Raw genomic sequence first — 23,582 nt, 5'->3', positions numbered from 1 at the left:
GCTTAGGCGCTAGGTTTTTTACACCCTGCAAGTAGCTGCTGCCAAAAATCAATGCCTTTACGGCGGGCTAAGTTGATATTGTGCTCAGGGATAGATTCAGGCTCGTCGTATTCATCTAATGCAGCGCTCATACTGGCTTCGCGAATTAAATGTAAGGTGGGAAAAGGTGCGCGGTTGGTATAGTTAGCTGCATCACTATCATCGCTATCAGCAAATACATAATCTGGGTGGAAGTTTGCTATTTGGTATTTGCTTTCAAAGCCTTGTGCTACTAACAGTGCATTGGCTAAATCCACTAAATCTAAAAACGCTTCAAAATCAGCAAAGCCCTGCTCAAACATTAGTAATGTTGTTTCACGTGCTGGTTGTCTTTCAAGTTCTATACACTGCTCAATCATTTCCATAACCGCGTCATCAATACTGGTAGCAAGACTTGTTTGATAATGAATACAATTATTCTCAACTTCTTTGCGAGCGAAAGGGCAAAAGTTATATTTAACAATGACATTCGATACCCAAAGGCGGGTTTGCTGCTCTGCTAATGTGGTATTTATGAGTTTAGTCATTGTGAGGCTCTAAATATTTGTTAATGATATTGATGGTTTTGGCTATGGCGCCTTGATTATTTGCAACACATTGCGCAGCTTGTAAGCCTAACTGTTGGCAAAATACAGGTTGCTGGTAAAGCTTTATTAACTGCTCTGTTAAGCTTGTGACATCGCTTACTAGGATACAACCCCCAAGCTTAATAAGCTCAGGATAAACATGGTTAAAATTATAGGTATGTGGGCCGCTTAAGACCCCCACAGAAAAAGCCGCAGATTCTAGAGGGTTGTGACCACCGCGCTCAATTAAACTCCCTCCAATATAACTAATGTTAGCCATGCCATATAAACATTGCAGCTCACCTAAGGTATCGCCAAGCAGTACGTGTTCATTTTGGTAGTTGTTGTGGCTGCGCCGGCTGAAGCTTAATGTTGAACTGGCAAGCAAGGCTGCTACCTTATCGAACTGCTCAGGGTGGCGTGGGGCTATGACTAGTAACGCATCTGGCGCAACTTCTAAAAGACGCTGATGTGCAGTTAAGATTAATTCATGCTCAATAGGGTGTGTGGAACCGGCAACCCAAATAAAACGTTGCTTGTTGTATTGGCTTTTTAAAGTCGCAACTTTTAATAATTGTTCAGCGCCTGGTTTGATATCAAACTTAATCGACCCCGTTACTTGTACTTTTTCTGGTTTGAGGCCAAGTTCGATAAAGCGAGTGGCGTCGTCTTGATTGTGGCTCGCCAATGCGGAAATAGAATTCATCAGTGTACGTGTTAGCGGTGCTACTTTTTGGTAACCCTGCTGGGATTTAGCCGATAATCGCGCATTGAGTACTAGAACAGGAATATTACGCTGTTTACTTTGCGCAAGCAGGTTTGGCCAAAGTTCGGTTTCTAAAATGCATAATAATGATGGTTGGAGACTTTTAAAAAAACGCGCAGTGGCACAGGGGAAATCAAGCGGTAAATAGACACATCGCACTGAATCTTTAAAATTGGCGTGAATCTGCTCGCGTCCGGTAGGGGTGTTGCAGGTGAGCGTAATCGAATAGTCAGGCTGCTGATTTTGCAATTCTTTAATTAAAGGTGTTGCCGCAAGTACTTCACCAACTGACGCACAGTGAATCATAATTGTTGGCTTTTTACTTTGCGGGTTGTGCGTGCGAATGAAGCCGAATCGCTCCGCGAAGTGGGCACGATAACCTGCATTTTTTTTGCCTCTTAGTACATATAAATAAAAGCCTATAACTGGGCTTAGCAGATAAAGAGTAAGTGAGTAAAAAAAGCGTGCCATTTTCTAGCCTCAAAGTATAAAGGTCAATGATAACGCGGATACCCGTTAAGCAAAATGCGAAATTGTTAAAAATCGTTACAACAGCTAGTTTTGAGTGTTTAGTTGCAGCTAATTTGGTAATATTTCTCTACCTTTATGAAAAATATAGTCGTTATGAAATTCAAATTGATAAAAGCCGCGGTATTAACCAGTTTTATAAGTTGCGCATTCTCTGCATTTGCAACACCTACTGCATACTTACCGATAGGCATGGATGCACAGCTTGATCATCAGCTCGATACTTTATTTGCGCTTACTTCTGGCACGCCGATGGCCAAGCCTTATCGCTTAACGGAAGTTGAAGCGGCGCTTAATAAATTGCAAAACTCACAACCAAGTTTAGTGTCAGCAATACGTGCGAAAATAAAGCCTTATCAAGGTAGTGACAATATTACACGTGTTGGTGTAAAGCTTAGAGCTGATGGGAATCAATCAACTAAACTTGCAAATCAACGGGGGGTTAGCTCTGATGAGTGGGGTCAGGTATTTTTTGAAGGTATTTGGCGCCCTAATGATTACAGTTTAGTGCAAGTAGGTGCTGATTATCGTGCCAAACAAAATAAATTAGTTAACTATAATAGTTTTGTTAGTTTTGCTGGCGATGATTTACAGCTGAATATTGGCTATAAAGAGCATTGGTTTTCACCATTTAAACAATCAGCACAAATTATTTCGACTAATGCACGAACTTCACCATCGATTTCATTAGGCATGGTGGCACCTGCGCACAATTGGTGGAACTTTGATTTTGAGCTTTATTACTCTGAACTTGAACATGTTGAAAAGGGTATTTTATATCAAGATGAACTACATGACGGCACACCACGTTTAGCCGGAACTCATATCAGCATTGAGCCTGTATCTGGCTGGAAGATTGGCTTAAATCGCATGATGCAGTTTGGCGGAGGGCCTCGAGAGGTTGGTTTTAGTGATGTAGTTAAGGCTTTTTTTGACCCCGCTGGTAATGATAATGCAGGTATGGTTGAAGGTGGCCGAGATAATGAATTAGGGGATCAATGGGCCTCTATAACCTCGAGCTTTAACTTTAACTGGGGAATGCCAGCCGAGCTATACTTTGAATATGGCGGTGAAGATACCAATAATCATAATAATTGGCAACTTGGTAACTTGGCCACCAGTGCAGGGCTGTTTTTACCAACACTTACACCCAATATTGCATTGCGTTACGAATATACCAAAATGGAAAGCTTATGGTATGTGAATGCTATTTATCCAACCTATGGAAACACAAAAGACGGTTTTGTTTTTGGTCATTTTGCAGGGGATCAGCGTACCTTTGGTGATGCCGCGCCTAGTGATATCCATGTTATTGAAATGGCATATAATGAGAACTTACATTCTTTATGGCGTGCTAAATTTACTTTAGTTGACAATACTAGTAATTACTTGAATGAACTAGGGCAGTTGGGTGATGATTACGAGCAAGCGATTGAATTACAGCTAAGCAATAACCGAAAATGGCAAGAATATAATATTGAAACTACGTTGACCTATGGTGAAGATGTATTTGGTGAAAACTATACGTGGCTATCTGTGGCACTTTTTTGGTAGTAGCTAGTCAGACTTATTTTAAGAGGATTACCCATGTCTAATATTGATTCTGTAGCGAGCAGCTACCTTGAAAGTTTAACCCGTCACCAACTATTGTTTGAGACGATGGAAACCTATCATCCGCAAGTAATGCAATTGCTTGAGGTGTGCCATAGTACTTTGCAAGCCGGTGGTAAAGTGATTTGGTTTGGTAATGGTGGCAGCGCAGCAGATGCCCAGCATTTAGCCGCGGAGTTTGTTGTACGTTACAAATTAGAACGTGGTCCGTTGGCATCAATGGCATTGACAACCGATACATCAATCTTAACCGCACACAGTAACGACTATCACTTTGATACGGTTTTTGAGCGTCAGGTTCTTGCATTATGTAAGCCTGAGGATTTAGTGATTGGTTTAACTACCTCTGGTACTAGCGCTAATATCAATCTGGCGCTTGCGGCGGCAAATGAAATTGGCGCTTATACAGTTGCGTTTACTGGCCGTGATGGTGGTAAGGTTAAAGATATCGCGAAATTACCGATTATTATTAAAAATGATGAAACAGCGCGTATTCAAGAAGCGCATATGTTTATTGGTCATTGGCTATGTGAAGCCATCGATATGGTCGTAGCGGGGCAAAATTAATGGATTTAGGGTTATTTAAGAACCTGTCAAACGCAAAGATATTAGTGGTTGGAGATGTGATGCTTGACCGCTATTGGCATGGTGACTCAGGGCGTATATCTCCAGAAGCACCGGTGCCTATTGTCAAAGTCAGTAAGTTTGAAGACAAAGCGGGTGGCGCAGCCAACGTGGCAAAAAATATTGCTCGGCTAGATGGTAAAGTTGGTTTACTTGGTCTTATTGGTGAGGATGAAAGCGGGCAAATTTTAGAGAATATCCTGGCTGAAGAGCGAATTGATTCACAATTAGTGAGTGTGTGTGAGTTACCAACGATTTCAAAAATGCGCGTAATTAGCCGTCATCAGCAAGTTGTCCGCCTTGATTTAGAAGAGATGTTTACTGAGCAACACAGCCAATTGCTGTTAAATCGTCTGCAATTAGTTGTTGATGATTACGATTTTGTATTGTTTTCTGATTACAATAAAGGCTCATTAAGCCTGATCCAACAAATGATTACATTAGCAAAAAATGCTGGAAAAACAGTATTAATTGACCCTAAATCAGCCGATTTGAATTTATATCGGGGCGCTGACTATATCACCCCTAATTTAAATGAGTTTAAACTCGCCGGTGGTAAAACGGGTTCAGAGCAAAGCTTAACTGATAGCGCGCGGGCATTAATTAAAGATGCTGGTGTTGCAGCTATGCTGTTAACGCGCTCAGAGCAAGGCATGTCGCTGATCAGTGCTGATGAAAAACACGATTTTTCAGCGCAACAGCTTGAAGTCAGTGATGTTACTGGTGCTGGAGATACAGTTATTGCAACTTTGGCGGTGATGTTAGGTGCTGGCATGCAGCCAAAAGATGCGGTTGAAATTGCTAACCTTGCTGCAGGTATTGCAGTCAGTAAATTAGGTGCTGCGACCGTATCGCCTGAAGAGCTAAGCCGTAAACTAGGTCAATATTTACAAAAAACCGGTGAGCATTATCAAACTCCATTTGATGATGTGTTGAAACACATTGAGTTTGCAAAACAAAATGGTGAAACTATCGTGTTTACCAATGGCTGTTTTGATATTCTTCATGCAGGGCATGTACGCTATTTAGCGCAAGCTAAAGCACGTGGTGACCGTTTAGTGGTTGGCTTAAATAACGATGAATCAATCACGCGTTTAAAAGGCCCTGAGCGTCCAATTAACCCACTTGATGAGCGGGCCATGGTGCTGAGCGCTTTGGCATCAGTTGATTGGGTTATTCCATTTGGTGCAGTTGAAGAAAACGATACACCCGCTAAATTAATTGAACTGATCAGCCCTGATATCTTAGTAAAGGGAGGCGATTACACGGTTGAGCAAATTGCCGGTGCTGAACATGTACTTCGCCATGGTGGAAAAGTAGAAGTCCTTGAATTTCTAAATGGCTGCTCTACGTCTAAAGTGATCAGTAAAATAAAGGCTTAACGGCTATATTTTTAGAGTGGACTGGTATGCTGTGTGTAACTGCTGCCAGTCGCTTGGTTGCCAATGCATGACTTGATTTCTGCCTTGCTCTTTATGAAATGAACGAGCAAGGCGAGTCATATTAGCTTGCTGCCAATGACTGGCAGGGGGTTTTAGTTCACCGCGGTCAAAGTCAATAATATATACCTCGCCCGTTTCATCAAAGAGAATGTTGTTAATATTCAAATCAGCGTGATACACGCCATGATTATGAAAATCCGCAATAGTATGAGCAATTTGCTCAAGCTCTTGTTTCGTTAAAGGGCGAGTTTTTAGTACATCCAGCACACTTTGCGCGCCAGTAATCGCTTGGGTAATAATATCGCCGCGGTATATTAAACCTTGTACACTGATCTTTGCTGCAATCGGCATCGGCACGTTTAAACCGAGTTCAATTAGTTGCATCATCAGCGCAAACTCTTGGTAAACACGGGTGTTTTTAATGCCTCTGTAAAGGTATTGATCGCTTAATACTTTACCCACTAAACCACCACGCCAATAATGCCTAAGTACGGCTGTTAAGTCGTGGTGACAAAAAAACCAAGCCGTGGCGCGGCCTTTTTTTGTGCCGACGATCTTTTCTTGCTGCTGCCAATATTCATTATCAAACCAATTTAAGCTAACTTGAGCGCTGTACTCTGGGTGGCTTAAAATGATGTGCTCATTGATGGTTTGTTGATTAAACATAATGTATTTACTTAATTACAGGCGATAACGGTATCTTAACCTGTTTTAAAGCCTAGTATAAGTGCTTGCAATAGCGAGCGGTTAATTTAAGATCATCACAATTACCAAGCATACGCTAAGGACTTCTGTGACTGACTCAATCACTTATTCAGATATTTGTATTTTAAGACTTTCAGCTATTGGTGATGTTTGCCATGGCGTCTCTGCGGTGCAAGCCATTCAAAAAGCGCACCCTAGTGCAAAAATCACCTGGGTGGTCGGCAAAGTTGAAGCCATGCTACTGGCTGATCTACCAGGTGTTGAGCTGGTGGTGTTTGATAAAAAGCAAGGTAAGGCTGCCTATCAGCAGCTAAAACAACAATTTAAAGGCCGTAAGTTTGATGTGCTACTGCATATGCAAGTGGCGCTTCGGGCTAACTTAGTGGCGCGTTGTATCCCTGCTAAAGTTAAAATTGGCTTTGATTGGGCGCGCTCAAAAGAATTACATAGTTTATTTATTAATAAACGCATAGCACCACAGCAACAAGCGCATGTGTTAGAAGGCTTTAAAGGTTTTGCGCAAGCGATAGGTGTAGCAGATTATCAGCCTAACTGGCAAATGCCATTCAGCGAACAGGATCAAAGCAATGCAGATGAGTTACTAGGGACGGAGCGGTTAGCTGGGCGAATTTTTGTGATTTCCCCTGCTGCCAGTAAAAAAGAGCGCAATTGGCTGGCTGAACGCTATGCTAAGCTTGCAGAGCATGCCCACAAGCAAGGGTTTCATGTGGTGATCACGGGTGGCCCAACTCCCCTTGAAGTGACGCTGAGTGATGAGATTATTGCAGCCACGACAACGCCTATCCTTAATTTAGTGGGTAAAACCAAGCTTAAAGAGCTGTTATGTGTATTAAAGCGAGCGGCATTGGTATTAGCACCGGATACTGGCCCTGCGCATATGGCAGTTACCGTAGGCACTCCGGTTATTGGTTTATATGCCCACTCGAATCCAAAGCGTACTGGCCCTTATTTATATCAAAATTATGTCGTCGAGGTTTATCATCAAAACTTGCTTAAGCAAACTGGTAAAACCGCTGAACAATTGCCATGGGGCGTGCGGGTTAAAGGCAGTGACCTAATGAGCCAAATAAGTGTTGATGAAGTAACTTTGATGTTTGACCTTGTGGTTGAGAAAGAGCAACTGCTGCAAACAGAGGGGGAGCAATATGAATAAGGCCCTGTTTTTAGACCGTGATGGCGTGGTTAATATTGATCATGGTTATGTTTATGAGTCGGACAAGTTTGAATTTGTACCAGGCGTATTTACTGCATGTAAGGCGTTTGTTGATGCGGGCTTCAAACTGATCATAGTAACTAATCAATCGGGGATTGGCCGTGGTTACTATTCAGAGGCGGATTTTCACGCTTTAACACAGTGGATGATTGCCCAATTTGCTGCGCATCAAGTAACGGTGACAGATGTTTATTTTTGCCCGCACCACCCGAAAAAAGCATTACCCGAATACCTCAAAGAGTGTGATTGTCGTAAACCAGCGCCAGGAATGTTACTGCAAGGCATCGCTGAGTATCATATAGATCCAACGCAAAGTATTATGGTCGGAGATAAACTCAGCGATATGCAAGCGGCAACAGCTGCCAATATAGCCACGTGTGTGTTAGTGCGCTCAGGGCAAAGCTTTGATGAGACTGCGATCGCTAATGCGCATCATGTGTGTGACTCCCTTGCTGATTTAGCAGAAATACTTTTAAAATAATTTTCATTCACAAACAACTGGCAGCAAAAGTTGTCAGTCCTTATTTATGCGATGAACTACAAACAGTGCATTTGTTTGACTAAACTTTTACAATAGCGGCAAAGATGAGCCGTGTTAATTCATGTTCGCTCGCCCCGTTCAATAAATTGGAGATTTCAGATGAGAGCATCTGCGTTTTTTAGCCAGCTTCAGCAGCAAATTGATGAAGTAAAAGCTGAAGGTTTGTACAAAAATGAGCGAGTGATCACTTCACAGCAGCAAGCTCAAATCCAAGTGGCTTCTGGTGACAAGGTTATTAATTTTTGTGCTAATAATTATTTAGGTTTGGCAAATAGCCCCGAGCTTATTCAAGCTGCACAAAACGGCTTAAATGACCATGGTTTTGGCGTTGCTTCTGTTCGTTTTATCTGTGGTACGCAAGATATTCATAAAACCTTAGAGCAAAAAATTAGTGCCTTTTTAGAAACTGAAGACACTATTTTATATTCATCATGCTTTGATGCTAACACTGGGTTATTTGAAACTATCTTAGGCGCTGATGATGCGATTATCTCTGATTCGTTAAATCATGCATCTATCATCGATGGCGTGCGTTTATGTAAAGCTAAACGTTTCCGTTATGCGAATAACGATATGGCGGATTTGGAAAAGCAGTTGATTGCAGCTGATGAAGCGGGTGCCAAAACAAAACTTATCGCCACTGATGGTGTGTTCTCAATGGATGGCGTTATCTGTAATTTAGAAGCCGTCTGTGACTTGGCTGATAAATATAATGCCCTAGTGATGGTTGATGACTCACATGCCGTTGGTTTTGTTGGCGAAAATGGTAAAGGCACACCTGAGTACTGCAACGTATTAGATCGCGTTGATATTATTACCGGTACCTTAGGTAAAGCCCTTGGCGGTGCATCAGGTGGTTATACATCGGGTAAAAAAGAAATTGTTGAATGGTTACGCCAGCGCTCTCGTCCGTATTTATTCTCAAACTCACTAGCGCCTTCAATTGTTACAGCATCAATCAAAGTACTGGAAATGCTGGAAAATGGCAGTGAGCTACGTGCCAAGTTATGGTCAAACGCAAAATACTTCCGTGAACAAATGGAAGCGGCTGGTTTTACCTGTGCCGGTAAAGATCACGCCATCATTCCTGTGATGTTAGGTGATGCTAAAGTTGCGTCTGCAATGGCTGATAAGTTATTAGCAGAAGGTATTTACGTGACTGGTTTTTCTTTCCCTGTTGTACCAAAAGGCCAAGCACGTATTCGTACACAAATTTCTGCTGCGCACAGTATTGAGCAATTAGATACAGCAATTGACGCCTTTACCCGTATTGGCAAAGAAATGGGCATTATCTAATTAATTTATTTTAAACCGTCGCCTTGGCTGCGGTTTTTTTATTGAGTGTGATTCATGAAAGCATTATCTAAATTAAAAGCAGAACCAGGCATTTGGATGACGGATGCGCCAAAACCTGAAGTTGGGCATAACGATTTATTAATCAAAATTCGCAAAACCGCTATCTGTGGTACTGACGTGCATATTTACAAGTGGGATGAATGGGCGCAAAACACTATTCCTACTCCTATGGTTGTAGGCCACGAATATGTAGGTGAAGTGGTTGATATGGGCCAAGAAGTCCGTGGTTTTAACGTTGGTGATAGAGTTTCAGGCGAAGGTCATATTACCTGTGGTCATTGCCGTAACTGTCGCGCTGGGCGAGTCCACCTATGCCGCAATACAACCGGTGTAGGCGTTAACCGCGAAGGGGCATTTGCTGAGTATTTAGTGATCCCAGCATTTAATGCATTTAAAATTCCTGACAACATCAGCGATGAATTAGCATCAATTTTTGACCCATTTGGTAATGCAGTACACACTGCGCTGTCGTTTGATTTGGTGGGCGAAGATGTGTTGATCACAGGTGCAGGGCCAATTGGTATCATGGCCGCCGCAGTTGCAAAACATGTTGGCGCACGTCATGTAGTAATTACTGACGTTAATGAATACCGCCTAGATTTAGCCCGTAAAATGGGCGCGACTCGCGCAGTTAACGTGGCTAATGAGAAACTTGAAGATGTGATTAAAGAGCTGGGTATGACCGAAGGCTTTGATATAGGGCTTGAAATGTCAGGCGTGCCAGTTGCATTTAATGGTATGTTAAATAACATGAATCACGGTGGTAAAATTGCCATGCTCGGTATTCCACCGTCTGATATGGCGGTTGATTGGAATCAAGTGATTTTTAAAGGCTTGGTGATCAAAGGGATTTATGGCCGTGAAATGTTTGAGACTTGGTACAAAATGGCCAGTCTTATTCAGTCAGGGCTTGATCTAAACCCAATCATCACTCATCAATATTCAATAGATGACTTCCAAGCTGGCTTTGATATGATGATTTCAGGCCAATCGGGTAAAGTAATTCTTAACTGGGATTAATTATCCACTTGTTAAGAAAATTAAAGGCGGCATTTGTCGCCTTTTTTGTAATTATAAGAGAGTACTATGGCATTTAAGCATATTTCAATTACCGAAACTCAAGCGCTACTTAACAAAGATGATGTTGTGATTGCTGATATTCGTGATCCTAATTCTTATCAGGCAGGGCATATTCCGGGTTCAGAGCATTTATCAAATGCTAATATTGGCGAATTTATGATGAACAAAGAATTCGATCAGCCAATTATTATAGTGTGTTATCACGGAATGAGTTCACAAGGTGCGGCTAATTACCTATCGGAGCAAGGCTTTGAAGATGTGTACAGTATGGATGGCGGCTTTACCCAGTGGGAAGCACAACTACCAGAGCAGGTTGAGCGATGATAGAGCTTGGTAGTATAAATAACCCCCGTGCTGCGCAAGGTTTTATTGATTATATAAAAAGCCAAGGGATACAAGGTGAGTTACGCTCAGCAGATGGCACCACGGTAATTATTTGTGTTGCCCCTGAGCACTTTCATCAAGCGCAATCATTATGGCAAGCATTTGTTGAAAACCCAAACCATGCACGCTACCAAGAGGCATCATGGCAAGTTGGCAGTACTGAATCGTCATTGACTTACCAAGGCCAAGGATTGAATTTAAAAGCACGCTTTAAAGCACTCAGCTGGTTAAATCAAACGGTCACTTTATTATGTGTGGGTATTTACATTGCCTTCTTACTCGGTGGCTTTGAGTCAATTTATAGCGTATTACAGTTTAAACCCGATCAACCATTAACTTGGCTGACACCAGCAATTGTCCATTTTAGTGCGGTGCATTTAGTGTTTAATATTATGTGGTGGATCATGCTCGGCGATGGTATTGAAAAACTCAGTGGTAAAAGTACTTTAATAGGGCTATTTTTAGTGGCCGCGCTATTTAGTAATTGGGCTGAGTTTATTATGGTTGGCCCTAACTTTGGCGGCTTAAGTGGTGTTGTATATGGTTTACTTGGCTTTTGCTGGATCCATCGGGTATTGAACCCACAACAACCGGCTTTAGTAACCAATGGTATTATCGGTTTTATGTTAATTTGGTTAGTACTTGGCTTTGCCGATATGCTGTTTGTAAGTATGGCTAACTGGGCACACTTAGGTGGCTTATTAAGCGGTATGGCTTATGCGTTTACCGCTCAGTTATTTACTAAAAATACCGTTAAACCTCAATGATAAAGGTATTTAGTAAATAATACTTCGCGGATGATCTCTTGCCCTGTTTCTTGTTTTAGCAGGGTTTTGAGTTTTTCCGCGCAGCGCTTTCTGATCTCTTCACGGCCAGTCAGTGATTTAATTTTTTCTTCAGACTCTTTGGATAGAATTTCTACTAAGGCATCTCTAAGTAACGGGGTGTGATGTTCAACAATAGCAATCGTTGACATATCGCTGAGCATTAGATCTACAGTAATACGCACATATCCTAACTTTTTATTATTTTGGCCAATATAGTTAGTAATAATATCGGGTTCAAAACCAAAGTAGCCGACAGTCGATTCTGCACGGCTTATAAAGCTGCTAAATAAGCTAATAAACAACGTGCTAATTAATATACCTGCGTATAGCGTTTTTTTCATATTCAGTAATAAGCCCTGCAATTAATAGTTATTAGTCTATACGTAATAATAGCTAAGATACAGGCTGGTGAAGCTATTATATTCATTAATCATCGCTTTTTCCTAAGCGCGGGCAGTGGTATCATTTACAAGGTTGTTATTAAATAGAGTTATCGTGATCACTTTTCCTGTTTCTGTAGCTGCAAATTGGCAGCTAGGCACATCAATCAATTCTTTGTCGGGCAATGAGCAAGACTGGTTACTTGAACCTAACTCATTGACGGCTAAATTAAAGCAACATTGCAGCGAATTTTCCGTTCAAGTATTGAATGAAAAAACCTTTTCACTAACCCCTGCGCAACAACAGCTATTAGCATGCTCTCAACCTTTAGGTATTAATCGTGAAGTTTTATTGCTTTGTGACGCAAAACCTATGGTTTATGCACAAAGTTGGCTACCAGTAACAGAAGATATGCAGCAGCAACAATTATTGGCGCTGGGAGACAAGCCGTTAGGTGATGTGATTTTTCAACATCCAGAACTTAAACGTACCGAAATAGAAGTTGCGCAGTTTGATTGCCAGCATCCTGTGCAGCAGCTTGTCAGCCAATATTCAGAGGTAATAAAGCCGTTATGGGGACGTCGCAGTGTATTCTCATTAGCACAAAGTCGTTTTTTAGTCGCTGAGATTTTTTTACCAGAAGCTTATCTATACTTATGAAATTAGCCGCCTTACATACCGCCCATTTACCTTATTATAAGCAATTAATGCGCACAGATAAGCCCATTGGTACCTTACTGTTATTGTGGCCGACTTATTGGGCTCTGTGGCTGGCAAGTGATGGCATGCCAAGTTTGCTGCACTTCGTGGTGTTTAGTTTGGGTGTATTTGTAATGCGCAGTGCAGGGTGTGTAATCAATGACTTTGCTGACCGTAAAATTGATGGCGCGGTAAAGCGTACCGCACAAAGACCTCTCGCTGCAGGATTGGTCAGCAGTGGTGAAGCCCTGAGCTTATTTTTGTTACTGATCCTTATTGCATTTATATTGGTGTTATTTTTAGGTTGGCAAACTATTTTACTCTCATTTGGGGCACTGTTATTGGCGTTCAGTTACCCATTTATGAAGCGTTACACTCAATTACCGCAAGTCGTATTGGGGGCTGCATTCGGGTGGGCTATTCCAATGGCATTTATGGCGGTGACAGGCGCCACGCCTTTACTTGCTTGGCTGCTGTTTACGGCAAATATTGCCTGGACTGTTGCTTACGATACTATGTACGCCATGGTCGATAGAGATGATGACTTGAAGATTGGGGTAAAATCAACGGCAATATTGTTTGGCAACGCCGATCGCATCATTATTTTTGTGTTAAATGGTATCTTTGTCGGTCTATTAGCTGTAATTGGATACATGAGCCAACTAGCACTGCCGTATTGGTTAGGTCTATGCGCAGCGAGTGGGTTTTTAGTTTATCAACAATTGCTGATCCATAATCGCAATAGAGAACACTGTTTTAAGGCTTTTTTAAACAATCACTATGTCGGTATGGTGGTATTTATTGGTTTAGTGGCATCCTTGCCATTTAACTTATAAATTTAGCGAGGTGGATCAATAACACCACTAATTGAAGTGTTTTTCCTAAACCAGCCTGCGACAGAATAACGATTATCGACTGTAGGTAATACTTCATGCATAAAGCGCTCGCTCTCAAACATCACCAACGTACCGGCTGTTGGTCGAATAGTGATTTCAATGTCTTTACTTTTTGGCTTATAAATCACAAGCTCACCACCTGATTGCACAGTATTTAAATAAAATACCGTCGTAAACACACGGTTAGAGCGCCCTTTAAATGCGTCATAGTGCTTTTTGTAAAAGTCACCCAGTTGATATTTTGCGTAGTGACATTCATAGTCAAATAAACCCAAAAAGAAATATCTATTCAAATTTATTCTAATGTCTTCCAGCGCTGCTTGGTAATCAATTTGGGCTTGGCTGGTGCCATCAAACCAAAATGTTTTATCAGTACGAATGCTTTTATCTATTTGTAAGTCTTGCTGACGGCCAATGCCTGCTAATTTAAAGTTGGGGTTAATACGATAACAATCTTGCATCAATGCATTAGTCAGTGTTGTATCAAACATATTTTCGATCACGGCGTAGCCACGCGTTTCTATGTCAGTTAAATAACGTCCAGGGATCAGGTTGAGGCTCATTAATTGTACTATATAGCAGTGAAGGGGCGTAGTTTAGCTTAAAAACAACAGAAGGTACTACTGTAGATTTTCAAACCAAGCTAAAAAGTGCTTTCAGCTTGGTTTACCTAAAACGTATTTAAGAGTTTATTGATAGCGCTGTCTTTTCTATTAGTGACAGTAACTGATTTATTGGCTCACCAGCAGCAACGTGTTGGCTGGTTTGAACGATCAATTGCTCGTGGGCTAAGCTTTTATTGGTCTTTAACTGGAGTAAATTGCTATTTTCGGCAACTGAGCTGGCATGTTCAATACTGCTAATAGCAACATGGTTTGATTTGCATAACCCTTCCATTACTTGCTCAATACTGCCTACTTTAATACTGCTGCTTTTGTTTAAGCTATCGACAGCTTCATTAAGCATAGTTTGAATTTGTTTTGACTGTGAAAAACAACTATACATAGGGTAGTCAGCTAAATCTTGTTTACAGAGATCATGTTTATTAGCAAGAGGGTGGTTTTTTGCAACAAATAAAATCAATTGATCAGGTAAGTGTATGTCATTGCCAAAGCTATTTACGGCTTGTGAGCAGACGCTAATATCAATTTCACCTAACTGCAGTTTACGCATTAGCTCGCTTTGCTCTTGTAATTGCATTTCAATTTTTACATGAGGGTATTGTGCTAAAAATTGGCCACATGAAATAGGCACAATTGCACTGGCATGATTGGTGTAACCAATAACAAGCTTTTCACTTGAACAGCCATTAAGCGATTGGAATAAACGTTTTTTAGTGTCTTCTAGCTTGGTGAGCGTGTCTTGGGCATATTCTAAAAAAAGCTCGCCTTCCGTTGTTAGTTTTACAGAACGAGTTGAACGTTTGACAAGTTCATAACCAACTTCGTCTTCTAAGGTTTGAATGCTGCGAGTTAATGCTGAGGTGCTGATTTTGGTTGTTTCGGCCGCTTGGCGGAAATGGCGTAGCTGACCCAATGCTACAAACTGCTCTAATTGTTCAAATCTCACTTTTATAGTCCTTTGTATAAGTAAGCCGCACTGTGGCGAACATAATTGATTTTAACTTAATAGATAGTAATTCATTGTACCTAATTTGAAAAGTGCATTTTACACAAATGTTACAACTATCAGTTAGGATAACGCTCTTTTATCTCCAAAAAAAGGACTAAATTGTTAATAAATATATCCACGAGTTTAGGTTCAAACTGTTTGCCACTTTGGCTTTTGATCAAATCCAGTACATCTTCAAGAGGCCATGCTTTTTTGTAGCAACGATCGCTCCCTAATGCATCAAATACATCTGCAAGTGCTGTAATGCGTCCAACAATATGAATGTCTTCGCCAGCCAGTTGATTTGGATAGCCAGTGCCATCCCACTTTTCATGATGTAGATAGGCAATCATCGAACCACATTTTAAGATTTCGTTATTTGAATTTTTCAAAATGTCGTAACCAATTTCGGCATGGGTTTGCATAATCGCCCACTCGTGTTCATCGAGTTTGCCAGGTTTATTGAGAATGTGATCAGGAATACTTATTTTGCCAATGTCATGCAATGGTGAGGCAAGTTTGATAACTTCACATTCAAAGCTATTTAAACCATATAGCTTGCCCAGCAGTTCACTATAATGGGCTACTCTTTTAACATGAGAACCCGTTTCTTTTGAACGTTTTTCAACGGCTTCGCCGAGAATATACGACAACTCTTTTTGTGATTCTTTCATCATTTCACGTAACTTAAGGTTATCGTAAGCGAGGGCAATATTATTGGCAAAAAACTCTAAAAGTTGGTAGTCCGTTGCTTCTAAAAATGAACCTTTACGGACATAAAGCATGGTTTCAAGACCTGCTTGAGTGGGAGAGTAACCAATATAATCACGAGTCGTTTTTTGTGATGATTTTCGATTATGAGCTTCAACAAATAGTTGCCTAACATCATCAGGAAGTATGTTGGTATTTGACTCAGGTTCCACGCTTGACGCTGCCAGCAACTTAAAATCAGTGGCTGGTGAGGTTTGTTGATTAACCGCCGCAGCACAATAAATTTCAGTGTCATCTAAGCCCATAACATTGGTTACATGAGATAAAATTGTAGATGCAAATTCATGCACGCTATCACATTTTAAAAATGAGCTTGAAGCGTTGATTATTTTTTCTAGGCCTTTTTTGTGGCGCTCAATGATTTGAATATCGCGATGTGCACGCAGTGCTGAGTACAATAAGGTTTTCATTTTTATTGCGGTCAGTTCAGTCTTATTTTTGTAATCGTTAATATCATATTCGCGGATCACAGATTCTTCAGGAGCCTCTCCGGGTTGACCTGTTCGCAGTATAAGGCGGATATCGTGGTTATTAATATCATCGCGAATAAACTTTATCAGTTCTAAACCCGCGTGGCTGGTTTCCATAACAACATCTATTAAACCCACTGAAAAATCTAGGTTTTGGCGTAATAACTCTTTTGCTGCTTGAGCAGAGTAAGCATGATGAAAACGTAACGTTTTACCTTCAAAGGTAAAGCCAGATAACACGAGTTTAGTGACTTGATGAATATCATCTTCATCATCAACAACGAGGATATTCCAGAATGCGTGTGGTGCTTGAGCGTCAGATTCTTCAATGGCATCTTCTGAAAATAAAAAGTCGTTCACATTTACACACCTTTAGTTTTACCATCTTGCTAAAGAGTATAGTGCTTGTTTTTTAGTCTGTCTTACTGCTCAGTGGTTTTTTTTCAATGTTTTTAAGTTCAATTTCAATCGCATCACATGAGATATGTATCTCATACAAAGACGTTAATAAGGACAATGCAAGACACGCTAAACTCACACCAAATAAAATCACCCCGGTGGTTTTAAACTCGATAAATAGCGCAAACATCGAAACCGTACACATTAGAAAAGACGCAACGCCATACACTTGCATGGTTCTTATTAACTTAATGCGCTTTCTTAAATTAGTGATTTGTGCGACAACTAAAGGTCGTATAGTATCGCCTTCGCGGGCATTGAGTTCACGAATTAATTGCGCGAGAACTAAAAAGCGGTTGGTATACGCTAATAACAACAAAGAGATTGCAGGGAATAGCAGTCCAGGAGTTGTGAGGGTCATGATTATTTCCTATATAACAATTACTTTGCTTAGAGTAGCTTAGGGTAATTCATTCACAAAGTAAAAGAGGTTGTTAGTGCAAAATAAAATTCATAACAATGCCGACCAAGCACCATTTGAATGGTTAACAATCTATTGTGCTGCGAATGCTGTAGAAGCAAATATTGTGAAAGGACTCTTTCTTAACAATAATATTGACTGCCAGTTACTTGGTGAATCTTTACAAGGCGCGGTAGGGGAAATCCCTTTGGAGCAAACTCAAGTTAGAGTGCAGGTTTTTGCGATTAAAGAGCGCCAGGCGCGGCAAATATTGGTAAACTACACACAAGTACAACAATCCGCTCCTGATTGGGTATGTCCCAATTGTAATGAGCATAATGGGCCGACATTCGATTTTTGTTGGTCCTGTAGGACACCACATAATGACTAAAGCGAATAACTTTCAGCGTATCCGAGAGCTTAACTATTTGCAACAAGCGGTACTTGCAGCGGCATTGATTGAGCGCATGTTACCTAATTACGGTTTATTTAGTGAGGCAACAGGGTTTGGTGACGACGCTATTTTACGCAGTGCACTTAATCTTTGTTGGGAAAAAATATTACTGCCGAAAAGTAAAATAAGCCTTGAAAAGCAAATTGAAAAAATTGAACCAAACGTTCCAGAACTTGCTGATTTCGATATGTTTGGTACGTATCCTGCGATCGATGCCGCCACGGCTTTGTTAGGTTTAATGCACGGTTTAATTGCTAAAGATGAGCAAGAATTTATCAGCATTAGTAAAATATCGCAGGCAACCGTTGCGCGTTTCATTGAATATCAATTAACAGTGGAAGGTGAGTTGGCAGATAATACAGCGGTACGTGAGCACCCATTAATGCAATATGAAATCGACGTTTTAGGTGAACTTATTGATTTTGTTGAGCAGATGGGCAGAGTAACGGCTGAAAATATTAAAGCGCTCAAACAGCATGCTATCGCTGATGGACAAACAAACATTGGTATTACGCTTTAATTACTTCACTATTTTAAAAAGTGCCAACAGGCATGGGAGAAAACTGCAGTGCGAATTTTAGGCATTGAATCGTCATGTGATGAAACTGGAATTGCAATTTATGATGATGAGCAAGGTTTATTAGCTCATCAATTATACAGTCAAGTAAAAGTGCATGCGGACTATGGTGGCGTAGTGCCTGAGCTTGCATCTCGCGATCATGTACGCAAAACGTTGCCATTGATTGATGCTGCCTTTGTACAGGCTGGTTGCGGACCTGAGGACATCGATGGTATTGCTTACACCGCAGGTCCAGGACTAGTGGGTGCATTATTAGTGGGCACTTCAATTGGTCGCTCACTAGCCTATGGTTGGAATATTCCGGCAGTGGCTGTGCATCATATGGAAGGGCACTTATTGGCCCCAATGCTTGAGGAAAATACCCCAGAATTCCCCTTTATCGCCTTATTAGTTTCAGGTGGTCATACTATGATGGTTAAAGTCGCTGGTATTGGTCAATACCAAGTATTAGGCGAGTCAGTAGATGATGCAGCTGGTGAAGCGTTTGATAAAACAGCTAAGTTACTTGGCTTAGATTACCCTGGAGGGCCGCGTTTGGCTAAGCTTGCAGAGCAAGGTGTGCCTAAGCGTTTTATCTTCCCGCGGCCAATGACAGATAAACCTGGGCTTGATTTTAGTTTTAGTGGCTTAAAAACAGCAGCAGCAATCACTATTCGTGATAATGACGATGACGAGCAAACTAAAGCCGATATAGCCCACGCATTTCAAACAGCAGTGATTAATACCTTAGTGATCAAATGTAAACGTGCTTTAAAACAAACCGGTATTAATCGTTTAGTTATTGCCGGTGGTGTTAGTGCTAATGTACAGCTACGTGCTCAGCTAGAGCGGGTTATGCAAGGTATGAAAGGGCAAGTATATTACCCGCGCACAGAGTTTTGTACAGATAATGGCGCAATGATTGCCTATGCGGGTATGCAGCGCCTAAAGGCTGGACAATTTGCCAGCCTAGATATGAAAACTAAACCACGTTGGCCTATCGATAGTTTAGAAGCAATCTAATTGTTATTTATCTTCAGTTGGCGGCTTTTTTTTGTCGCCAACTTTAGGCTCTTTACCACTAAATAAACGTTTGATATTTGCGTTGTGACGAAAGATTATCAAGATAGTTAAAAAAGTAACAGGCAATGTATATAGCGGTTTGATCCACCAAGTATACAGCGGTGCTAATGAAACAGCGATCAAGGCACCAAGTGACGAATAGCGAGTAATTGCAACCACCACGACCCATGTTGAAATTAATAACCCACCCAGTGATAAACCAATAGGTAACAATGTACCAAAAGCAGTGGCTACAGCTTTACCGCCTTTAAAGTGAAAAAATAGTGGGAACATATGCCCTAAACAGGCGGCGACCCCAACCAGTCCTAACATCAGTGGATCAAGCTGTAAAAAGTATGCGCCCCAAACTGGTATTGTCCCTTTGAGAATATCAAACACTAATACTAAGCACGCAGGAAAAGTACCACCAAGGCGATAAACATTGGTAGCCCCGGGGTTATTTGAGCCATTACTGCGTGGATCGGGTAGTTTAAACAGCCGCGACACTAGAATAGCCGATGAAATCGACCCTAGTAAGTAGGCTAAAACTAACATTAAAACGGCTATCACGCGCTTCCTTATTTTTATATCGCACTTTTTCGGCTATCATTGGCCGCAAAAATTGCATTCATACTTTTTGTAAATGAAATAGCAAGTACATACTGTACCTATACGCTATTGTATGGGGAATTTTTACATAATAAAACACACTTAACGTGTATAAGGGCTATAAATACAAATTATAGCCTAACTCAGCTCAAATTAATGAGATTAAGTTTTGCCAGTTGGAGCAGTTATGGATAAGGTTTTTATATCGCAACTACATGTTGACACTATCATAGGCGTGTACGATTTTGAAAAGGAAACTAAGCAGAGTTTGTATTTTGATATCGAAATGCTGTGTGATATTAAGCCAGCAGCAAAAACTGATGATATTGCTTTAGCACTTGATTACGCAAAAGTAAGTGAGCGTGTTATTGCTCACACTACAGCAAAACCAGTTGAGTTATTAGAGACTTTAGCGGAGCAACTCGCAGCAATTATTTTGACTGAGTTTACGACGACACAAGTGACCATCCGAATAAGTAAACCCGCAGCTGTTACGCAAGCAAACACCGTTGGTGTTGAAATAACTCGACGCAAGGCTTGTTAAGATGGCGCAAATTTACATTAGCCTTGGCTCCAATGTTAATAAAGAATATTATCTTCGCCAAGCGCTAATCGCCCTTAAAGCTCATCTTATAGAGTTCGAACATTCCAGTGTATTTGAAAGTGAAGCTGTAGGTTTTGCTGGTAATAACTTTTATAACTCAGTAGTGGGGGCGCAAACACAGATACCACTTACTGAGCTTTGTCAGTTATTAAAACAGATCGAACGTGATAATGGTCGCACCGATAACGACAAAAAATTTAGCCCCCGTACACTAGATCTCGATTTATTATTTTATGACGATGTGATCTGCGACACACCTGCGCAGTTGCCCCGTGATGAAATAACCAAAAATGCTTTTGTACTACAACCATTAGCTGAAATAGCCCCCGATTTTTATCATCCTACAGCCAAGCAAACAATCGCTCAGTTGTGGAATGCTTACAACAACCCCAAGCAAAAACTATGGAAAGTGGAGTTTACTAACCTATGAGTATTATCGAAATTATCGTTTTAGCCCTGATCCAAGGATTGACTGAGTTTTTACCAATATCTAGCTCAGCGCACCTTATTCTCCCTTCACAAATTCTCGGTTGGCAAGATCAAGGCCTTGCCTTTGATGTCGCTGTGCATGTTGGTACCTTGATTGCGGTGGTGATTTATTTCCGCAAAGAAGTCGTTGAAATACTCGGCGCGTGGTTTAAGTCATTTGGTGCACAAGGTGCTACAGACGATAGTAAGCTTGGCTGGTGGATTATTTTAGGGACTATTCCAGCTGCAGTTCTAGGGCTAATTTTTAAAGATTTGATTGAGCTTTACTTACGCAGTGCATGGGTAATCGCCGTAACAACGATTCTTTTTGGCCTTCTGCTTTGGTATGCCGACGTAAAAGGTAAACAAACTAAAACTATCTATCAATTAAACTGGAAATCAGCGTTGATGATTGGCATGGCACAGGCGATGGCAATGATCCCTGGTACATCGCGCTCTGGGATCACCATGACGGCAGGTTTAATGCTTGGCATGAATAAGCAAAGCGCTGCACGTTTTTCATTTTTACTGGCTATACCTGTCATTTCAATGATGGGTCTTTATTACACGATAGAGCTGGCATTAGGTGATCATATTGTTGATTGGACTACGTTAATTTTAGGTGCTGGGTTATCTTTTATCTCGGCTTATGCATGTATCTTCTTCTTCTTAAAAATAATTGAGCGGATGGGCATGATGCCATTTGTTATTTACCGGTTATTATTAGGCGTTGGTTTAATTGTATTTTTGATGCTCTAATTTGAACCTTGGTTTAACCTGAACTTTATGCTCTGAAGTTCAGGTTAAAAATGCTACCTAGCTTCGGCTTATTGAATTATATCGACATCTCACTACATACACATGTCTATTTAGTTTATTTCTTCATCCAAACTAAATAGATCACCCATCTAACGTTACTTACTATAAATAACATTACTAAACGAAGTTGCCTTATTGGCACCTTTTTGGCAAAAGTGAAATGCTGCTATGCAATGGTAACTAAAAGCAAAGTTTGGCATCATAGCGTCTTAATCTTTTACAAGTATGTAAAGCTGGCGACTATTTTAAAGGAAAGTATATGCATATTCATATTCTTGGTATCTGTGGCACTTTTATGGGGGGGATTGCAGCGATAGCAAAATCGTTAGGTCATACTGTAACTGGTTCAGATCTAAACGTGTATCCGCCAATGAGTACTCAACTCGAACAGTTAGGGATTAAATTAACCCAAGGCTATGATGTCTCTCAGTTAGAACCCGCGCCAGATATAGTGGTGATAGGCAATGCAATGAGCCGCGGCAATCCGTGCGTTGAATATGTATTGGACAAAGGCCTGCCTTATACATCAGGCCCTGAGTGGTTAAAGCATAATTTGCTGCAAAATTCTTGGGTGCTGGCGGTTGCCGGAACACACGGTAAAACCACGACTGCGAGTATGCTGGCATGGATTTTAGAATACGCGGGGCTAAAGCCTGGCTTTTTAATTGGTGGTATCGTACAAAATTTTGGTCTGTCAGCTCGAGTTGGCGAAACGCCATTTTTTGTTATTGAGGCGGATGAATACGATACTGCATTTTTTGATAAGCGCAGTAAATTTGTTCATTACTTACCCCGTACCTTAATTTTAAATAATCTTGAATTTGATCATGCGGATATTTTTGACGATTTAAACGCAATTAAAAAACAATTTCATCATTTGATGCGTACACTACCGAGCAGTGGCAAGGTTATTTGGCCAACTAGCGAATCAGCATTGAGTGAGGTTATTGAGCAAGGGTGTTGGAGCGAAAGCGAAACGCTTGGTGGTGATTGGCGCTACGACTTACATAAAAGTGATGGCAGCGAATTTATAGTGTTACTTAATGAAATACCTGTTGGTACTGTGAAATGGCAAGCCATTGGTGAGCACAATGTTAAAAATGCGATTATGGCGATTGCTGCGGCGCGCCATGTGGGTATTGCTATAGAGCACAGTATTGCGGCATTAGCTGAGTTTATTAGCCCAAAAAGACGTATGGAGCTTAAAGCAAGCATAGCTAATATCAATGTCTATGACGACTTTGCTCATCATCCAACGGCTATTAAAACAACCCTTGCAGGGCTTCGCGCGAAAGTGGGCGATGAACAAATTATTGCGATTTTAGAGCCACGCTCGAACACCATGAAAATGGGTGTGCATCAACATACATTATTAGCGTCTTTAGTTGCTGCTAATCAGGTTTATTTATTTGAACCTGATAACCTAAGTTGGTCATTGCATGAACAAGCCGAACTCGCTGGTATGCAGTGCTTGACCAATACTGATAAGATAATCGAACAGGTAGTTGCAAACGCCCAGCCGCAGCAGCATATACTCATTATGAGTAACGGCGGCTTTAATGGCCTTCATGATAAGTTAATCACAGCTTTACAGCATAAATTTACTCAGTAATAAAC

Annotated in this window: 27 protein-coding genes; 18 read left to right on the top strand and 9 right to left on the bottom strand. The window is 41.0% G+C overall.

Annotated features, from left to right (window positions below; all coding sequences use genetic code 11):
• Positions 1-2 precede the first annotated feature (2 nt).
• Positions 3-566 (bottom strand): DUF1415 domain-containing protein, encoded by a 564-nt coding sequence (locus NDQ71_RS09070; protein WP_192541812.1) that lies wholly within the window; start codon positions 564-566, stop codon positions 3-5.
• Positions 559-1,842, bottom strand: a complete 1,284-nt coding sequence (gene waaA, locus NDQ71_RS09065) for a lipid IV(A) 3-deoxy-D-manno-octulosonic acid transferase (protein WP_192541813.1) — start codon at positions 1,840-1,842, stop codon at positions 559-561. Before waaA ends, NDQ71_RS09070 begins: the two co-directional genes overlap by 8 nt.
• A gap of 153 nt (positions 1,843-1,995) precedes the next feature.
• Here waaA and NDQ71_RS09060 point away from each other — a divergent pair, with 153 nt between their 5' ends.
• From NDQ71_RS09060 to hldE, 3 genes are read left to right on the top strand one after another with little or no spacing between them, the layout of a single operon-like run.
• Positions 1,996-3,453 (top strand): capsule assembly Wzi family protein, encoded by a 1,458-nt coding sequence (locus NDQ71_RS09060; protein ID WP_192541814.1) that lies wholly within the window; start codon positions 1,996-1,998, stop codon positions 3,451-3,453.
• A 33-nt stretch (positions 3,454-3,486) separates the two neighbouring features.
• Complete coding sequence (locus NDQ71_RS09055) at positions 3,487-4,077, top strand: SIS domain-containing protein (RefSeq protein WP_192541815.1); 591 nt, start codon at positions 3,487-3,489, stop codon at positions 4,075-4,077.
• Complete coding sequence (hldE, locus tag NDQ71_RS09050) at positions 4,077-5,516, top strand: bifunctional D-glycero-beta-D-manno-heptose-7-phosphate kinase/D-glycero-beta-D-manno-heptose 1-phosphate adenylyltransferase HldE (RefSeq protein WP_192541816.1); 1,440 nt, start codon at positions 4,077-4,079, stop codon at positions 5,514-5,516. The genes NDQ71_RS09055 and hldE overlap by 1 nt, the downstream gene beginning before the upstream one ends.
• Before the next feature lie 3 nt (positions 5,517-5,519).
• On the opposite strand, the gene NDQ71_RS09045 is transcribed toward hldE, so the two are convergent.
• Positions 5,520-6,242 (bottom strand): 3-deoxy-D-manno-octulosonic acid kinase, encoded by a 723-nt coding sequence (locus tag NDQ71_RS09045; RefSeq protein WP_192541817.1) that lies wholly within the window; start codon positions 6,240-6,242, stop codon positions 5,520-5,522.
• A gap of 127 nt (positions 6,243-6,369) precedes the next feature.
• Here NDQ71_RS09045 and NDQ71_RS09040 point away from each other — a divergent pair, with 127 nt between their 5' ends.
• The 6 genes from NDQ71_RS09040 (at position 6,370) to glpG (ending at position 11,643) form a co-directional block, all read left to right on the top strand.
• Entirely contained in the window at positions 6,370-7,455 is a 1,086-nt protein-coding gene (locus NDQ71_RS09040; protein ID WP_301562630.1) for a glycosyltransferase family 9 protein, read from the top strand.
• Entirely contained in the window at positions 7,448-7,996 is a 549-nt protein-coding gene (gmhB, locus tag NDQ71_RS09035) for a D-glycero-beta-D-manno-heptose 1,7-bisphosphate 7-phosphatase (RefSeq protein ID WP_301562629.1), read from the top strand. Before NDQ71_RS09040 ends, gmhB begins: the two co-directional genes overlap by 8 nt.
• Before the next feature lie 159 nt (positions 7,997-8,155).
• Complete coding sequence (locus NDQ71_RS09030) at positions 8,156-9,352, top strand: glycine C-acetyltransferase (RefSeq protein ID WP_064668024.1); 1,197 nt, start codon at positions 8,156-8,158, stop codon at positions 9,350-9,352.
• Between the two features lie 54 nt (positions 9,353-9,406).
• Positions 9,407-10,432: an L-threonine 3-dehydrogenase gene (gene tdh, locus NDQ71_RS09025; RefSeq protein WP_192541820.1), complete on the top strand. Its 1,026-nt coding sequence runs from the start codon at positions 9,407-9,409 to the stop codon at positions 10,430-10,432.
• A 66-nt stretch (positions 10,433-10,498) separates the two neighbouring features.
• Entirely contained in the window at positions 10,499-10,816 is a 318-nt protein-coding gene (gene glpE / locus NDQ71_RS09020) for a thiosulfate sulfurtransferase GlpE (protein WP_064668023.1), read from the top strand.
• Entirely contained in the window at positions 10,813-11,643 is an 831-nt protein-coding gene (glpG, locus tag NDQ71_RS09015) for a rhomboid family intramembrane serine protease GlpG (protein ID WP_192541821.1), read from the top strand. The genes glpE and glpG overlap by 4 nt, the downstream gene beginning before the upstream one ends.
• Here the strand turns inward: glpG and NDQ71_RS09010 are convergent.
• Positions 11,637-12,044, bottom strand: coding sequence for a flagellar basal body-associated protein FliL (locus NDQ71_RS09010; RefSeq protein ID WP_064668021.1), 408 nt, complete (start codon positions 12,042-12,044; stop codon positions 11,637-11,639). The two genes, glpG and NDQ71_RS09010, sit on opposite strands and share 7 nt — an antisense overlap.
• 154 nt (positions 12,045-12,198) lie before the next feature.
• Here NDQ71_RS09010 and NDQ71_RS09005 point away from each other — a divergent pair, with 154 nt between their 5' ends.
• On the top strand, positions 12,199-12,744 hold the full coding sequence (locus NDQ71_RS09005; protein ID WP_064668020.1) for a chorismate lyase: 546 nt from the start codon (positions 12,199-12,201) through the stop codon (positions 12,742-12,744).
• Entirely contained in the window at positions 12,741-13,619 is an 879-nt protein-coding gene (ubiA, locus tag NDQ71_RS09000; RefSeq protein ID WP_192541822.1) for a 4-hydroxybenzoate octaprenyltransferase, read from the top strand. Before NDQ71_RS09005 ends, ubiA begins: the two co-directional genes overlap by 4 nt.
• A 2-nt stretch (positions 13,620-13,621) precedes the next feature.
• Here ubiA and NDQ71_RS08995 read toward each other — a convergent pair whose 3' ends face one another.
• The 4 genes from NDQ71_RS08995 to NDQ71_RS08980 all read right to left on the bottom strand — a co-directional run bounded on the left by NDQ71_RS08995 (position 13,622) and on the right by NDQ71_RS08980 (position 17,351).
• Entirely contained in the window at positions 13,622-14,242 is a 621-nt protein-coding gene (locus tag NDQ71_RS08995) for a 2OG-Fe(II) oxygenase (RefSeq protein WP_064668018.1), read from the bottom strand.
• A gap of 118 nt (positions 14,243-14,360) precedes the next feature.
• Positions 14,361-15,248 carry a LysR family transcriptional regulator gene (locus NDQ71_RS08990; protein ID WP_064668017.1) on the bottom strand — a complete coding sequence of 296 codons (888 nt, stop codon included), beginning with the start codon at positions 15,246-15,248 and terminating at the stop codon, positions 14,361-14,363.
• A gap of 119 nt (positions 15,249-15,367) precedes the next feature.
• Positions 15,368-16,891, bottom strand: coding sequence for a DUF3369 domain-containing protein (locus NDQ71_RS08985; protein ID WP_192541823.1), 1,524 nt, complete (start codon positions 16,889-16,891; stop codon positions 15,368-15,370).
• A gap of 52 nt (positions 16,892-16,943) precedes the next feature.
• Entirely contained in the window at positions 16,944-17,351 is a 408-nt protein-coding gene (locus NDQ71_RS08980) for a DUF2721 domain-containing protein (protein WP_064668015.1), read from the bottom strand.
• A 76-nt stretch (positions 17,352-17,427) separates the two neighbouring features.
• Between NDQ71_RS08980 and NDQ71_RS08975 the strand changes: the two genes are divergently transcribed.
• The 3 genes from NDQ71_RS08975 to tsaD are packed head-to-tail and all read left to right on the top strand — an operon-like array spanning position 17,428 to position 19,426.
• Complete coding sequence (locus NDQ71_RS08975; RefSeq protein WP_192541824.1) at positions 17,428-17,781, top strand: DUF2007 domain-containing protein; 354 nt, start codon at positions 17,428-17,430, stop codon at positions 17,779-17,781.
• Positions 17,774-18,364: a YjaG family protein gene (locus tag NDQ71_RS08970; protein ID WP_192541825.1), complete on the top strand. Its 591-nt coding sequence runs from the start codon at positions 17,774-17,776 to the stop codon at positions 18,362-18,364. Before NDQ71_RS08975 ends, NDQ71_RS08970 begins: the two co-directional genes overlap by 8 nt.
• Before the next feature lie 48 nt (positions 18,365-18,412).
• Positions 18,413-19,426: a tRNA (adenosine(37)-N6)-threonylcarbamoyltransferase complex transferase subunit TsaD gene (gene tsaD, locus NDQ71_RS08965; protein WP_192541826.1), complete on the top strand. Its 1,014-nt coding sequence runs from the start codon at positions 18,413-18,415 to the stop codon at positions 19,424-19,426.
• A gap of 3 nt (positions 19,427-19,429) precedes the next feature.
• Here the strand turns inward: tsaD and plsY are convergent, their stop codons facing one another.
• Complete coding sequence (gene plsY, locus NDQ71_RS08960) at positions 19,430-20,035, bottom strand: glycerol-3-phosphate 1-O-acyltransferase PlsY (protein WP_064668011.1); 606 nt, start codon at positions 20,033-20,035, stop codon at positions 19,430-19,432.
• 226 nt (positions 20,036-20,261) lie between these two features.
• On the opposite strand from plsY, the gene folB reads away from it, so the two are divergent.
• From folB to mpl, 4 genes are all read left to right on the top strand, one after another.
• The gene (gene folB, locus NDQ71_RS08955; RefSeq protein ID WP_064668010.1) at positions 20,262-20,618 is read left to right on the top strand and encodes a dihydroneopterin aldolase; all 357 of its coding nucleotides are present in this window, start codon (positions 20,262-20,264) and stop codon (positions 20,616-20,618) included.
• A 1-nt stretch (position 20,619) separates the two neighbouring features.
• On the top strand, positions 20,620-21,108 hold the full coding sequence (gene folK / locus NDQ71_RS08950; RefSeq protein WP_192541827.1) for a 2-amino-4-hydroxy-6-hydroxymethyldihydropteridine diphosphokinase: 489 nt from the start codon (positions 20,620-20,622) through the stop codon (positions 21,106-21,108).
• A complete protein-coding gene (locus NDQ71_RS08945; RefSeq protein WP_064668008.1) occupies positions 21,105-21,905 on the top strand; it encodes an undecaprenyl-diphosphate phosphatase in 801 nt (266 codons plus the stop codon). The genes folK and NDQ71_RS08945 overlap by 4 nt, the downstream gene beginning before the upstream one ends.
• A 319-nt stretch (positions 21,906-22,224) precedes the next feature.
• On the top strand, positions 22,225-23,577 hold the full coding sequence (gene mpl / locus NDQ71_RS08940; protein WP_301562628.1) for a UDP-N-acetylmuramate:L-alanyl-gamma-D-glutamyl-meso-diaminopimelate ligase: 1,353 nt from the start codon (positions 22,225-22,227) through the stop codon (positions 23,575-23,577).
• Positions 23,578-23,582 lie beyond the last annotated feature (5 nt).

Origin of the sequence: Pseudoalteromonas sp. KG3, assembly GCF_030436385.1 — a bacterium.
Classification (GTDB): domain Bacteria; phylum Pseudomonadota; class Gammaproteobacteria; order Enterobacterales; family Alteromonadaceae; genus Pseudoalteromonas; species Pseudoalteromonas prydzensis.
Note: the sequence above shows the minus strand (reverse complement) of the source record. Positions and strands in the feature narration are given on the sequence as shown.